14 protein-coding genes and 1 pseudogene are annotated in these 13,720 nt (G+C 64.4%); 4 read left to right on the top strand and 11 right to left on the bottom strand.

What is annotated here, in order from left to right:
• Positions 1–149: 149 nt before the first annotated feature.
• The 11 genes from ACX80M_RS20420 to ACX80M_RS20370 all read right to left on the bottom strand — a co-directional run bounded on the left by ACX80M_RS20420 (position 150) and on the right by ACX80M_RS20370 (position 11,112).
• Positions 150–920 (bottom strand): SDR family oxidoreductase, encoded by a 771-nt coding sequence (locus ACX80M_RS20420; RefSeq protein WP_252601547.1) that lies wholly within the window; start codon positions 918–920, stop codon positions 150–152.
• A gap of 222 nt (positions 921–1,142) precedes the next feature.
• Positions 1,143–2,084 (bottom strand): 2-hydroxyacid dehydrogenase, encoded by a 942-nt coding sequence (locus ACX80M_RS20415; RefSeq protein ID WP_459310308.1) that lies wholly within the window; start codon positions 2,082–2,084, stop codon positions 1,143–1,145.
• A 77-nt stretch (positions 2,085–2,161) separates the two neighbouring features.
• Complete coding sequence (locus ACX80M_RS20410) at positions 2,162–2,911, bottom strand: SDR family oxidoreductase (RefSeq protein WP_252602483.1); 750 nt, start codon at positions 2,909–2,911, stop codon at positions 2,162–2,164.
• 80 nt (positions 2,912–2,991) lie between these two features.
• Entirely contained in the window at positions 2,992–4,332 is a 1,341-nt protein-coding gene (locus ACX80M_RS20405) for an MFS transporter (protein WP_252614491.1), read from the bottom strand.
• A 50-nt stretch (positions 4,333–4,382) separates the two neighbouring features.
• Positions 4,383–5,396 carry a 5-oxoprolinase subunit C family protein gene (locus ACX80M_RS20400; protein ID WP_252602487.1) on the bottom strand — a complete coding sequence of 338 codons (1,014 nt, stop codon included), beginning with the start codon at positions 5,394–5,396 and terminating at the stop codon, positions 4,383–4,385.
• Positions 5,393–6,109: a 5-oxoprolinase subunit B family protein gene (locus ACX80M_RS20395; protein ID WP_252602489.1), complete on the bottom strand. Its 717-nt coding sequence runs from the start codon at positions 6,107–6,109 to the stop codon at positions 5,393–5,395. Before ACX80M_RS20395 ends, ACX80M_RS20400 begins: the two co-directional genes overlap by 4 nt.
• 1 nt (position 6,110) lies before the next feature.
• Complete coding sequence (locus ACX80M_RS20390; protein ID WP_459310307.1) at positions 6,111–6,899, bottom strand: LamB/YcsF family protein; 789 nt, start codon at positions 6,897–6,899, stop codon at positions 6,111–6,113.
• A gap of 227 nt (positions 6,900–7,126) precedes the next feature.
• On the bottom strand, positions 7,127–7,942 hold the full coding sequence (locus ACX80M_RS20385; protein ID WP_459310306.1) for an ABC transporter permease: 816 nt from the start codon (positions 7,940–7,942) through the stop codon (positions 7,127–7,129).
• 2 nt (positions 7,943–7,944) lie between these two features.
• Positions 7,945–8,865: an ABC transporter permease gene (locus tag ACX80M_RS20380; RefSeq protein ID WP_252612175.1), complete on the bottom strand. Its 921-nt coding sequence runs from the start codon at positions 8,863–8,865 to the stop codon at positions 7,945–7,947.
• Positions 8,862–9,974 (bottom strand): ABC transporter ATP-binding protein, encoded by a 1,113-nt coding sequence (locus ACX80M_RS20375; RefSeq protein ID WP_252602494.1) that lies wholly within the window; start codon positions 9,972–9,974, stop codon positions 8,862–8,864. The genes ACX80M_RS20380 and ACX80M_RS20375 overlap by 4 nt, the downstream gene beginning before the upstream one ends.
• A 49-nt stretch (positions 9,975–10,023) precedes the next feature.
• A complete protein-coding gene (locus ACX80M_RS20370) occupies positions 10,024–11,112 on the bottom strand; it encodes an ABC transporter substrate-binding protein (RefSeq protein ID WP_252602495.1) in 1,089 nt (362 codons plus the stop codon).
• A gap of 316 nt (positions 11,113–11,428) precedes the next feature.
• Between ACX80M_RS20370 and nac the strand changes: the two genes are divergently transcribed.
• From nac to ACX80M_RS20350, 4 genes and pseudogenes are all read left to right on the top strand, one after another.
• Complete coding sequence (gene nac / locus ACX80M_RS20365) at positions 11,429–12,346, top strand: nitrogen assimilation transcriptional regulator NAC (protein WP_252602496.1); 918 nt, start codon at positions 11,429–11,431, stop codon at positions 12,344–12,346.
• Positions 12,347–12,461: 115 nt separating this feature from the next.
• Positions 12,462–12,755, top strand: coding sequence for a hypothetical protein (locus ACX80M_RS20360; RefSeq protein ID WP_252612171.1), 294 nt, complete (start codon positions 12,462–12,464; stop codon positions 12,753–12,755).
• A gap of 132 nt (positions 12,756–12,887) precedes the next feature.
• A complete protein-coding gene (locus ACX80M_RS20355) occupies positions 12,888–13,082 on the top strand; it encodes a hypothetical protein (RefSeq protein WP_459310305.1) in 195 nt (64 codons plus the stop codon).
• An 84-nt stretch (positions 13,083–13,166) separates the two neighbouring features.
• Positions 13,167–13,720, top strand: a pseudogene (locus ACX80M_RS20350) (HNH endonuclease signature motif containing protein); the annotation flags it as partial.

Below are 13,720 nucleotides of genomic sequence, written 5' to 3'. Positions count from 1 at the left end.
GGCCTCGTCCGCGGCCGGTGCACCCAGCGGGACCTCCTCGATCCGCAGATCCCCCGCCGCATGCGCCACCACCGCCAAACCCGACACCGGCACCCCGGAACCAAGCAGGGCTGTTGCTTCGGTCCCCTGAGCCACTGCTGAAGCGCCCATCAGACCACCACCGTCATTCCGCCGTCGATAAAGATCGTCTGCCCGTTCACAAAATCCGATCCGTCCGAAGCCAGCCACACCGCCGGGCCGGCCAGGTCCTGGACCGTGCCCCACCGGTGCGCCGGGGTCCGGCCCAGGATCCAGGCATTGAACTGCTCATCATCCACCAGGTTCTGCGTCATCTCCGTGTGGATGTAGCCCGGGGCGATCCCGTTGATCTGCAGCCCGGAGCCCGCCCACTCCGCCGTCATCGCCCGGGTCAGGTTCCGCAGCCCGCCCTTGGCCGCCACATACGGGGCGATCGTGGGCCGGGCCAGATCCGTCTGCACCGAACAGATATTGATGATCTTGCCCCTGCCCCGCGGGATCATATGCCGTGCCGCCTCACGCCCCACCAGGAACGCGCCCGTCAGATCCGTCCTGATCACCCGCTCCCAATCCGCCACATCGAGCTCCAGCATCGGCACCCGGTGCTGGATCCCGGCATTGTTCACCAGGATCTGCAACGGACCCACATGCTCCTCCACCCACGAAACACCCCGGGCAGCCTCGGCATCACTCGTGACATCAAACGCGACACCATGCACCCGCCCCGGCGCGAAGTCCGCGGCCATCGCCGCCTCCGCCGCCTTCAACCGCTCCGCATTAATCCCGTTCAGCACCACCGTCGCCCCGGCATCAGCCAACGCCCGCGCCAACGCATGACCAATCCCCCGGCTCGAACCCGTCACCAGGGCAACCCGCCCCGTCAAATCAAAAAGTGTATTCATAGTTGAGCAGCTCCTTCGCCGCGGTTTGTGCTGTTTGGCGCCGATCGCTGGGGCGCGGTGGTTGTTCCTAGCCGTCCACGTTGGGACGGCCGTTCTTTTCGCGCGAAGGGACACTTGGGGCCCTGCGGTGAGGGCCCCAACTGTCCGTTCGCGCTGCTCAGAGGGCCCCAACTGTCCGTTCGCGCTGCTCAGAGGGCCCCAACTGTCCGTTCGCGCTGCTCCCTAGAAGGGGCCGTTCTGCACGAGGTTGGCCGGAAGGCGGCCAGCTGCCAGCGCTTCCAGCTGCTGCGACAGGAGCTTGACCATCCGTGGTTCGAAGGCGGACGCGTTACCCCCAATATGGGGCGTGATCAGGGCGTTCGGCGAACGCCACAGCGGGTGGTCAGCCGGGAGCGGTTCCGGATCCACCACGTCGATGGCGCACTGCAGCCGGCCGGACGTTACTTCCTTGGTCAGCGCGGCCGTGTCCACCACGGCTCCCCTGCCCACGTTGACCACCAGCGCGCCGTCAGGCAATGCTGAGAGGACCTTCTCGCCGATCAGGTGGTGCGTCTGGTCACTCAGGGGCAGGACTGAAATAAGGATGTCGTGGCTGGCGGCGAGTTCTGCCAGTTCGGAGGAAGCGTGCACGTGCCCGTGGTCGTCGTCGCGCGCGGCGCTCCCCACCCGCGTGACTGTCACCTCGAACGGTTCCAGGCGCTTTGCTATTTCCTGCCCGATGCCGCCGACGCCGGCCAAAAGCACCCGGCGGTCTGCGAGGGACTGGCGGCGCTCGGGCCGCCAGGCAGCCTGCAGCTGATCCCTCACCGCCTGGTCAATCCCCCTCAGCTTGGCAAGGATGAGTCCCACCGCCAGTTCCGCTGTGGCCGCAGCGTGCACACCGGCGGCACTGGACACACCGGCCGCCGGACCGGCTGCTTCCCGGACACCGTCAAAACCCGTGGACTGGGTCTGGACGAACTTGAGCCCTGGCACGTTGGCCAGCGCCGGCAGCACCGCCCCGGCGTCGATGTAGGGCAGGATCACGGCATCGATCTCAGCCAGGGTTCCGCCCTGGGGATCGGACCGGAGGTCCCAGACGACGCCCCGGAGCCCGCCCGGAAGCGGCTCCAGATCGGCGAGCAGCTGCTGGTCGGGGAAACTGACCGTACGGATGTTGTGCATCAGGGGACCTATCGGTTTCTGCTGTTGGCGGTGCGGGGGCTGTTGCCCGTCACGGGCTGTGATCAGGGGCAGTCAGATCAGCGGCGGTCGAAGGTAAGTCCGCCGGGGACCTGGAAGGTGGGCATGAGTTCCAGCATGCCGACGTTCACGTGCTGGGGTGTTTCGACGGCATAATCCAGCGCATTGACGATGTCGTCAGTCGTGAGGGACTCATAACCCTCGTAGTAGGTCTTCCATGCTTCCTCCATGGCCTCGGGTGTGCCGCCCATGTTCCGGCCGAAGATTTCGGTCTCCACCCGGCCTGGGCAGATCTCCGTGACTCTGATGCGTTTGCCCACGGTATCGTTGCGCAGCTGCCGGGAGACCTGGTGCACTGCTGCCTTGGTGGCGTGATAAACGGTGTGGCCATAGAAGTTGTAGACGCCGGCGATGGAGCTGATGTTGACGATGTGGCCCTTGTCCCGCTCCACCATGCCGGGAAGCACCAGGCGGGTCAGCTGAAGAAGGGAGCGCAGGTTGACGTCCACCAGCTCGTCGATGTCGTTTTCGGTGGAGTCCAGGATGTTTCCGGGGCGGGAGACGCCGGCGCAGTTGACGAGCACGTCCACGTTCAGGCCCTCCACCGCTGCGGTCAGCGCCGCAGTGTCCGTGAGGTCAACGGTGTGCGGGATGGCTCCGGTGCGGTCCGCCAGTTCCTGCAGGCGTTCTTCATTGCGGGCGAAGGCATGTACTTGGAGTCCGCGCTTGGCCAGGCGTTCAGCGATGGCGGCGCCCATGCCGGTGGAGGCGCCGGTCACGAGGGCAGTTGAATAGTCTGAAAATGACATGGAAGTCTCCAATGAGTGGGGTTGGCAAAAGAATGGATGGCTTGGACGCGGGGGCCAAAGCCTCAGTCTCGGCGAGTGGTTCAGGCGTCCCGGAGCGGCTGGTGCGCCCGGTCTTTGACCGTGCTGACGGCGGCAAGGGTGCCAAGGGCGGTGATCACGGCGTAGAACGCCGGCATGTAGATGTTTCCGGTGGAGGAGATCAGCCAGGTCATCAGCAACGGCGCCGTGCCGCCGAAGAGAGCCGAGGAGACGTTATACCCGAGGCCGTAGGCCGAGTACCGCACCCGGGTGGGGAACAGTTCGACGATCAGGATGTGGATGACGGCGGTGTGGCCGGCGAAGACCACTGCCATGATGCAGGCACCCAGGATGGCCAGTGCCATCTCGCCGGTGGCGATGAGGGCGTAGGCCGGAATTCCGACGATGGCCATCGCGATTGCGGAGCCGGCGATGACTTTTTTGCGGCCGACCCGGTCGGAGAGGGCTCCCATGAACGGGATGGCGATGCAGATGACAACCAGGCTGCAGGCGGTGACGAGGAGTGCTTCGCCGATGGTGAAGTTGAGCTGCTTGCCCTTGAGGAACGTGGGCATGTAGGAGAAGAGGACGTAGTAGCCGGAGCCGTTCATCAGCGGGATGAAGAGGGCCAGCAGCATGGCACGGCGGTGTTCGGCGGAGGCGAAGGCTTCCTTCAGCGGGTTCTTGGACAGACCGCCTTCTTCCTTGAGCTTCTCAAAGTTGGGGGTATCGCTGATCGCCTTGCGGATGTACCAGCCGATGATGCCCATGGGGACGGCGACCAGGAACGGGATGCGCCAGGCGAAGGAACCAAACCCGCCGCCGTCGATCGCTGCCTGGGTGAGCCACGGGGACATGGAGTAGGCAACCATCGTGCCGGTGAGCAGGGCCGCGAAAGAGGCGATCTGGGCGTAGGAGGTAATGATGCCGCGCTTGCCTTCCGGCGCGTGCTCGGCGAGGAACGTCATGGCGCCGGCGGACTCGCCGCCGACGGAGAAGCCCTGCAGCATCCGGAGCAGCACAAGGAGCGCCGGGGCGGCGACGCCGATTGCCGAGTAGGCAGGCAGCAGGCCGATGCCGGCGGTTGCCACACTGATGAGCAGGATAACGAAGACCAGCAGTTTCTGCCTGCCGATGCGGTCACCCAGGTAACCGCAGACCACGGCACCCAAAGGGCGCACGAAGAAGGACACGGCATAGCCTGCGAAGACAAACAGCAGTGCGTTGTCCGGGTTGCCGGGGGCGAGGAACACCAAGGCAAGGGTTCCGGCCATAAAGGCGAAGATGCCGTTGTCGTAGAGTTCCACGAAGATGCCCACACAACCGGCGGTAACCACCTTCCGGGTTTGCCTGGCATCCAGGCGGTCGTTCTGCGGACCGGCCGCTCGCGTTGACGTTGACATCTTGATCCTTACTTTGTTTCTGGTGACTGAGGCGGGACGTAACGGTGGTCTCAGGTTCCGGACGCCGGCATGAGTTCCCGCCAGCTTGCCGGGGCTCCCACACCCAGTAAGCCAAAGACTGTATTTACTGACGTGCGCAGCGCCTCGAGTTCACGCATTGCGGCTCGGTGCCGCGCAGTGGCTTCGGCCACGGTGGTCTTGCGGAACCGGATGGTATGCCCGGGCCTGGCCTGGGCAAGGACATCCAGCGAGCGGCTGGTGACGACGCCGAGTACCGGGTATCCGGCCGTCACGCCCCGTCCCCGGTGAAGCACCAGGAGCTCGTCCCGGGACGGGACCTCGATGGCCCCGACTGGAACGCCCCTGGAAAGGACTTCCGCTGCTGACTGCCGTTCCGGAAGCGCCCCGCCGAGGCGGAGGCCGATGTGGTTGCTCCGACCGCTCACGGTGTAGCTGGTGTTGAACAGGAGATCGGCGGTGTCGCCGAATTCGGCGATGTCCGGTCCGTCGGTGACGTCAATGACCGGGCTGGCGCTGGTTCCCGGGCGGGTCAACCCCAGCCGGAACAGCGGAAGATCAAAGTACGGCTGCCTGATCGGCGGCACGGTTTTGCGGGCCCCCAGGACAGTGCCCTCCGCAAGTTTCAGGCCGAACCCGACGACGGTGTCCGGCGCGCAGCTGCCCAGCAGCGTCGGGGCGTCCAGGGCGCCGTGGACGGCGACGTAGACGCGCAGCCCGGTGTTCATGCCGTGCAATGCCACGGTTTCCCCGGCCAGGACCGACACCGGCTCCCACTGCGGACATTCACGCCCGCCCACGGTCAGTGTCAGTGGCGCACCCGTGACGGCGATGAGCAGGTCTGAGTCTGCCCGCATCCGGAAGTCCAGTGCTGTGACTTCGAGGAGCGGATCGTTGTCCGGGTTGCCGGCCAGGATGTTGGCAGCCCGTGCAGAAAACTGGTCCAAGGCCCCGTTCACAGGGAGGCCGTAGCGCGGCCCCTTGAACCGGCCGAGGTCTGTGACGACGGAGTGGCCGGCTTGCTGGATGGTCAGGGTCCCGCTCATGCGGATGCCTCCAGTTCAAGGCCGGCAAAGTGCTGAAATTCGGCGGCCGGTATTTCGTGGAACCGGAGCAGGTCGCCGGGCATGTACGGGACCAGGGGCTGCTTGTCCGGGTTCAGAACGGTCAGCGGCGTTTGGCCGATCACGCACCACCCGCCGGGAGCGGAGGCCGGTGCGATCACTGCCTGCCGGCCGGCGACGGAGACGGCGCCTGCGGGCACGGAAAGCCGGGGGTCCTTGAGCCGGGGTACGGGCAGGGGGAAGTCCGGGCCGTCCATCATGGGCGATCCGGCCGGGGCCCCCAGGCAACGGATGACGTAGGACTTGGCCGTGTGGAGGGCGATGATCGCGGCAACGGAGAGTCCCTCGTGGTCCGCGACCTTCTGGAGGTCGGGTCCGTACTCGCCGCCGTAGACTACGGGGACATCGAACTGCCGGGGCGTGCGGGCCGGGGTGCCGACGTAATCCAGCTGGCGCATGCCCAGGAGGACGAAGGCCCTGATCTGGCGGGCTGATGTGACGTAGGGGTCGAACTCCACCAGCACCGAATCGTAGGTGGGAACCGCGCCGTGTACACCGTCGACGTCGGCCGTCTCAAGCCATGTCGCCAGGGCGTGGACCGCGGCCCAGTTCCGCTCCCGGTCAGGGGAGGTGGCGACGACGCGGAGGGCGGCGTCGCCTGATTCGTGTACCTCGATAGGGGTTGCAGCGGTCATCTCAGGCGGCTTCCGTTTTGGCCGCGAGCACCTGGGGCAGCGGGGCAATGGTCACGCCGGCCGCGGTGAGCTCCTTGCGGATGATGCGGGCCAGGTCCACGGCGCCCGGGTTGTCCCCGTGCAGCAGGACGGTGTCCGCGACGACGGAAAGCTTTACGCCGGACGCCGATTCGATGATTCCTTCGCACACCATGCGGATGGTTCGGTCGACGATGGTTGCCGGGTCATGGATGACGGCGCCGGGCTGGCTGCGCGGCACCAGTGTTCCGTCGTCCTCGTACGCCCGGTCGGCGATGCCCACGATGGCCACGGGCAACCCGCGGTCGGTGGCGGCCTGGGCAAGCTCGCCGTCCTGGGCCAGGACGATCAGGTCTGCGCGGAAGCGGCTGGCGGCATCGGCGACCGCGGTGGCGAAATCCTGGCGGGTGGCGACGAGGTTGCCCAGCCGGCCGTGGGGGGCGATGTGGGCGACGCTGGTGCCGTGGTAGGCGGCGAAGGCGGACAGGGCTCCGAGCTGGTAGAGGACGTCGTTGCGGACTTCAGCCGCGGTGAGATCCATGGCGCGCCGTCCGAAGCCCCGCAGGTCCGGGAAGCTGGGGTGTGCACCGATGCTGACGCCGCGCCGGACGCATTCGGCAACGGTGCGGTCCATGATGTCCGGGTCGCCGGCGTGGAATCCGCAGGCGATGTTCGCGCTGGAGACGATTTCCAGAAGTGCGCTGTCGTCACCCAGGGAGTAGGCACCGAAGCCTTCACCGAGATCTGCCACAAGATCAACCGTGCGACCCATAGTGTGTGCCTTCCTTCGTGGTGTTCTGAGCTGTTGTGCCCGTGGGGGGCCGGAAAAACTTGAGGGGGAAGCGGCCGCCGCGTGGTGAGTCATCGCCATTGCTTATGGCTGTAAACCGCGGTTCCGGCCCTACCCAAAAGTCTGGCACCGTGCGCTGCCCCACACAAAGACGTAATCCATGTCACGGGATAGGCCACCGTTATGACCCCGGGGCCTATCCCGGGCGCCTAGCGCAGGGCTTTGCGCAGGCCCATAGCACGCTCTACGACTACGACGACGGCGAGGGAGATCAGGATGAGGATGACGGACAGTGCCGCCACGGCTGCGTCGGCAGAGTTCTCCACGTACCGCAGGACCTGCACGGGCAGCGTCGGCAGCCCTGATTCGGCCACAAACAGCGAGATGACTGCTTCGTCGAAGGAGACGATGAACGCTATGACGCCGCCGGCGATGACCCCTGGCTGGATGATCGGAAGGGTGATTCGCCGGAAGACGGTCCACGACCCTGCCCCGAGGATCTTTGCCGCCGCCTCGCAGGACGTGTCGGTGGTGGCCAGGCTCATCAGCGTTGTCCTGATCACGAACGGGATGGTGATGGCCACGTGGCCGATGATGATGCCGGTGTAGGTGTTGTTCAGGTTCAGCGGACCAAACAGCAGGACCATGCCCAGCGCCAGGACGATGCTGGGGATCAGCAGCGGCGAGAGGAAGAATGACTGCACCGCTGCCTTGGCTTTGAACTCAAACCTGTCCAGGGCCAATGCCACCGGAACTCCGAGCGCCAAAACGATGACCGTGACGATCACGGCGACAATGAGGCTGACCCGCATGCCGTTCATGAAGGTGCTTTCCTCCGGCAGCATCTCGTACCACTTGAACGTCAGGCCCTCCGGCGGAAAGGACAGGTACTGGTTGGAGGCAAACGAGACAACAAAGACGATCAGCAGCGGCGCCAGGAGGAACAAGTAGAGCAGGAATACCAGGATCCCGAACGCGGGCTTGGCCGGGTTGAACCGCGGCTTGAACAGGCGGGCCTCGGACATGGCTAGCCTCCGATCTTTTTGGTGAGGCGCTGGTAAACGGCGATGATCAGGCCGAACAGGACCAGCAGGATGACGGAGAGTGCTGCCGCAAACGGCCAGTTGAGCAGCCCGGTGGTCTGATCGTAGATTTCCGTGGCGAGCACCTGGACGCTGCCGCCGCCGAGGAGGCGCGGGGTGATGAACGTGCTGATCGACAACACAAAGACCAGCAGGAATGCCGTGAGGATGCCGGGCAGGCTCAACGGCAGAGTCACCCGGGTGAAAATCTGCAGCTTGCTGGCGCCCAACGATCCGGCGGCTTCTTCCAGCTGCGGGCTGAGGCGCCCGAAGCCCGAGATCATCGCGAGGATGGCATAGGGCATAAAGATCTCAACAAGACCGATGGTTACGCCGGTCATGTTGTTGGTCAGCTTGAGCGGCGTATCGATCAGGCCCATTCCGTCCAGCGTGGAGTTTACCAGGCCGTTCGTGCCCAGGATGACCATCCACCCGTAGGTCCGCACAACCGCCGAGGTCAGCAGGGGTGCGATGGCGACGGCGATGAGCAGCCCGCGGTATTTGCTGGTGCTCCGAGCGAGGAAGAGGGCCACCGGGTAGGACACCAGGACGCAGAGCAGTCCCACGGTGACACCCATCTGGAAGGTGTCCAGCGTGACCCGCCAGTAGTACGGATCGGTCAGCGGCTGGATATACGTGTCCAGCGTGAAGGTTTCCTCGATGACACCGTCCGGCGCACCCTTGTTGAAGGACATCCGGACCATGTAGGCCAGCGGGAAAACAAAGCTGACCACGAGTCCGAGAACGCCCGGTATCAGGAGGGCAAGGTAGGTCCGCCGGTTGCGGCGTCCTGTGGACTTTTCCAGCTCGCCTTCAGCCGCGCCGGCCCGGCGGGCGGCCGGGGCCTCGGTCTGGGTGACGGTCACGCTGCCGGCTCTTTCACTGGGGTGGGCAGCAGGTAGGCATCCTGCTCGTTCCACGAAAGATAGGCTGCATCGCCAGTACGGGGCAGGTCGCCGCTGGACGTGGGCATCTGGGACTGCAGGACGCGGTCGCCGGCCTTGACAGCTACGGAGAGGGCATCGCCGGTGTAGTTGACCCGTTCGATGACGCCCGCAATGGTTTCGGTCCCGGCCGGCTGGAGGGACACCCTGAGCCGGTGGGGGCGGATGACGAGTTCATGCGTGGATCCGGTCAGGCCGGGCGCGCCCACCGCACCGAACTGGCCGAGCCCGTCGATGGAGACCCTGTAGTGGGTTTCGCCCTTGGCCGCGGAACCCGTCTCGGAAAGGACCCGGGCGTTGAGGAAGTTCGCCTGGCCGATGAAGTTCGCCACGAACCGCGTCCGTGGCCGTTCGTAGACGTCGGTGGGCGACCCAAACTGTTCGATCAGGCCGCCGTTCATCACGGCGATGCGGTCGGCCATGTCCAGCGCCTCGTCCTGGTCGTGGGTCACGAACAGCGTAGTGGCCCGGGTCCGCTGCTGGATGGAGCGGATCTCGGTCCGCATGGTCTCGCGGAGCTTGGCGTCAAGGTTGGACAGGGGCTCGTCGAGGAGCAGGAGCGTGGGCTCCACTACGAGGGCGCGCGCCAGGGCGATGCGCTGCTGCTGCCCGCCGGACAGGTCCTTGACCTGCCGCTTGGACAGGTGGCCGAGCTGGACCATGTCCAGCGCCCCGGCCACCCGGCGTTTCTGCTCGGACTTTGAGGTCTGGCGCATCTGCAGCCCGAAGGCCACGTTCTGTTCCACATTCATGTGCGGAAAGAGGGCGTAGGACTGGAACACCATGCCCATGCCGCGCTTGTTCACAGGGGTGTGGGTGATTTCCTTGCCATCCACCACAATGGAGCCGGCGGTGGGGTCCATCAGGCCGGCCACCATCCGCAGGGTGGTGGTTTTGCCGCAGCCTGACGGGCCGAGGAGCGCCACCAGGTGCCCCTCCTCCACCTCCATGTTCAGGCGGTCGACGGCCGGGTCAAGACCGGCTGCGTATCTCTTGGTCAGATCCACGATCGACAGTTTTGATTCAGTCACGATTTCAGTTCTCCTGAAGCAGATGGGGGGAGGGGCGCCGTGGGGACGGCTACTTGGTGATGATCTGGCGCTTCCAGGTGTCAGTCCACTTGTCCCGGGCGGAGGACAGGAACTCAACATCGAGGGGGACGATGTTCAGGGAGCCGTCAGTGGGAACCACGCGGTCCTTGACGTCCGCCGGCAGGTCGGCGTTGGTCACGGACGGGGCGTAGAAGAGAGCCTTGGCGAAGGCGGTCTGCGCTTCGGCGGAGAGCGCATAGTCAACGAATGTCTGGGCGGCGGCCTTGTTGGGCGCATCCTTGACGACGTTGACGGTGTTGATCTGGTAGACGGTGCCCTCCTTGGGGAACGTCACGCCCATCTTCTTGTTGCTCTGGTCGCTGTAGAACTGGCCGCGGGCGTTCTGTCCCAGCCCCAGGACCGTCTGGCCGGTGATCACGTTCTGGTATTCGTCGGGGTTGGGGGCGAACGTCTGGACGCCCGGCGCCATCTCCTTAAGGCGGGCAACCGCCTTGTCGATGCTCTTGGTGTAGTCCTCGCCCTCCATCTTGGACGTGATCGCAGTCAGGGACAGACCCAGCAGCGACGGCGGAGCATTGACGTTGATCTTGCCTGCGTAGGCCGGGTCCCAGAGCACATCCCAGCTCTCAGGCGCCTTGGGGAAAGTTGCCGTGTCATAGAGCAAACCAACCGCATCCAGCATGACTACCGGACCGAATCCGCCCTTGTTCTTGAACTGCTCGGGTACGTTCGCCAGGTTGGGAACCGCAGCGGGGTCGATCTTGTCGAAGAGACCCTGCGTGTTGCCCGTGGTGGATACGGAGTTGTCCATGATGGCCACGTCAGTGGCCGGATTGTTCTTCTGGCCCTGGAGTGCGCTCAGCATTTCGGCGGAGGAGCGCTTGGAGGAGTAGTTGATCTTGATGTCCGGGTATTTGGCCTTGAAAGGTTCGATAACGGCAGCCGTGTACTGGTCCTGCCAGACACCGGAGTAGGCAATCAGGTTCAGCTCGCCCGACGTGGCGCTGGAGTTTCCGCCGCTGCTGGACCCTGCGCTGCCCCCGCAGCCGGTCAGCACCAGGGCTGCGGCTGTCGCGGCAGCGGCTAATGCGATTTTGCCTTTAGTGATAACTCTCATTTGAGTCTCTTCCTTAGTCAGGTGGGAATCCGTCGGATTCTGGAGGATGCTTCTAAAAGGTATGGAGCGTATATTTCGTGGACGTAAAAGAAAGCGACGCTTTCTGTAAACGGAGTGATTATGCAAAAGCCATATAGGGGCATCATCGCCGCTTATGGATGGAGGGGTATAATCTGTTTGTCACAGAAATTGTGTTCTGAAGATCAACCTAGTGTCCGAGATGTGGATCACACAAAGACCTATTGCGTATCCCTCCATAAAATCCGGATATGACCCGTCGGGGCTTCAGGGCGCCGCAGACGAAAGAAACGCCGGTATGGACACTCGAAAACTCGCCTACTTCGTGAAGATTGTTGACTCAGGGAGCATCACGAAGGCTGCCGCAGCCCTGCACGTGGCCCAGCCTGCCCTGAGCCAGCAGGTCTCCGCACTGGAAACCGAGCTGAAGCAGCGGTTGCTCATCCGCAGTAAGCAGGGCGTGCAGCCCACAGCCGCCGGCCACACGCTCTACCGGCACGCTCAGACCATCCTTCGGCTGGTCGAACAGGCACGCCAGGATGTGGCGAGTTCGGGGGCCGCCCCTGCCGGCCGCGTGTCAATAGCGATCGCACCGTACAGCATGGCTTCGAGCCTGACGCCGCGCATTATCAGTGAAGTAGCGCGGCGCTACCCGGACATCGTGCTCCACCTGACGGAGATCTACGGCGGTGTGCTGAGCGAGGCCATCAAGAACGGCAGGCTGGACATGGCCCTGATCTACGAGCCTGGGCCCATCCGCGGCGTGCAGTTCACCACCATGATCGTGGAGGATCTTCACCTGGTGGTGAACGGCAAGAACACGGCGGCAGCCAAGTCGGCCGAGATCACCCTTGAGGAGGCAGCGGAATTCGGCCTGTTCCTTCCCGAGCACAACCACACCCTGCGCCAGATTGTCGAGACCGGCATGCGGGACAAGGGACTCAGCCTTCGCTTGGTGGGCGAGGTGGAATCCGTGCCTTCCCTGACCCGGCTCCTGCGGGCGGACATGGGCGCCACCATCTTGCCGAAGTCAGCAGCCGACGCACTTTTCCACGAGGAAGACTTCCGGGTCCTGCGGATTTTTGATCCAGGGCTGCAGTGCAAAATAGCACTCTGCACGCCGGATCACGAACCACTGTCAGAGGCGGCATCGGCCGTCCTGATGGTGTTGAAGGAAATGCTCCAGGAGATGCTGAGCGCTAAATACACAAGGTAGCTTTGGATCCAAAGCTTTTCCTTATCAGGGCATGTGGATTTGGTCTTAGTAAACTCGCTTCCGCGAAACTAATCTTGAAATATGAAATGTCGGATGAACCGGCAATCATTTCTCAGTGGAATTAGTTGATTGGGAGCACATCGTGAAAAAGATCAGCAGTGCGCACCGGGTCCCTTCGAGCGGGAGCCGCTTGGCGGCGAGAACCGGATCCCACTGCCCCGCGAACGGGTTCTGGCTTCCCGAAGGACAGCCCGGTCAGTCCGTGTTTGTGTTTGAAGGCAGCATCATGCCCAGGGGCGCGTCAGGGGCGACGCTCTGGCTCCTGGACGAAACCGCCACCGGCCCGGCCGCTTATCCCCTGCCCGGACCGCAGCTTGCCGTTTCCAGGGCCCACTCGCTGGTTGGCTGAACTCGTTGGTCGGCAGAAATAAGCAGGATCGACACCATGCGTAACCGGACACCTCTGGCGTCGACGACCGTGAAGGCAGGGTAAGCCTGGCCAGCCGCGGAAAATGTCAGACCCCCGCTGGATGATTTAGACATGGGAAACCCAGCAGTGGCGAAGGCATTCAAGGACATCAATGCCGCCATTGCTGTGCTTACTGCCGTTGTGGCTGAATCAGGCTCCGATGCGTTTTATAGGGGCGATCCGCGGCATGGGTTGGCCGAAGATTGCCTGGACGTTCTGGCCGGGGCGGCGGCGTCGGATGCGCGTATGGCTGCCCTGAAAGCTTAGGCCGCCGCGAAATTCGCTAAAACGGCGGAATCTGTAGCGCCTCCCGGCGCCTCACCGGGGGAAGGTTCGGCGCAAGAGGCCGCGGTGACCGCGGAGATCGCATGCGTCCTGGCCATCGGCGAACGGGCCGCAAGTGCGCTGCTGAACCAGTCACAACTGCTGACGACCGCTTTGCCGCTGACGCTGTCCGCTCTGCAAGCGGGCACCATTTCGTGGCAGCACGCGCGGGCCATGGTGGATGAAGCCGCAACCCTTGACCCGGCCGGTGCCGCGTCGCTGGAGGCCCACTTTCTGGACCCGGATGCGCCGAACGCGGCCGGTGGCTGTCCCGCAGGGGAAATGCCGGCGTTCCGGTTCCGTCACAGGGCCCGCACCTGGCGGGAACGCCACCATACGGAGAGTATCGAGAAGCGGCACGCAAAGGGTGTCCTGGATCGTCGGGTCGAGTACGCCCCGGATCAGGACGGGATGGCATGGCTCTCGGCCTACCTCCCCGCGGACCAGGCGGCCGGGATCTGGAACCGGACCACCGCGATCGCCCGTGGTTTGCAGGGCCCGGACGAGCCCCTGACCCTCACACAGCTACGGGCCGACATCTTCGCCGCCGCCCTCCTCGGCGGCGGGAACCCCGCAGAACA

The organism is Pseudarthrobacter sp. MDT1-22, assembly GCF_054511035.1.
Note: the sequence above shows the minus strand (reverse complement) of the source record. Positions and strands in the feature narration are given on the sequence as shown.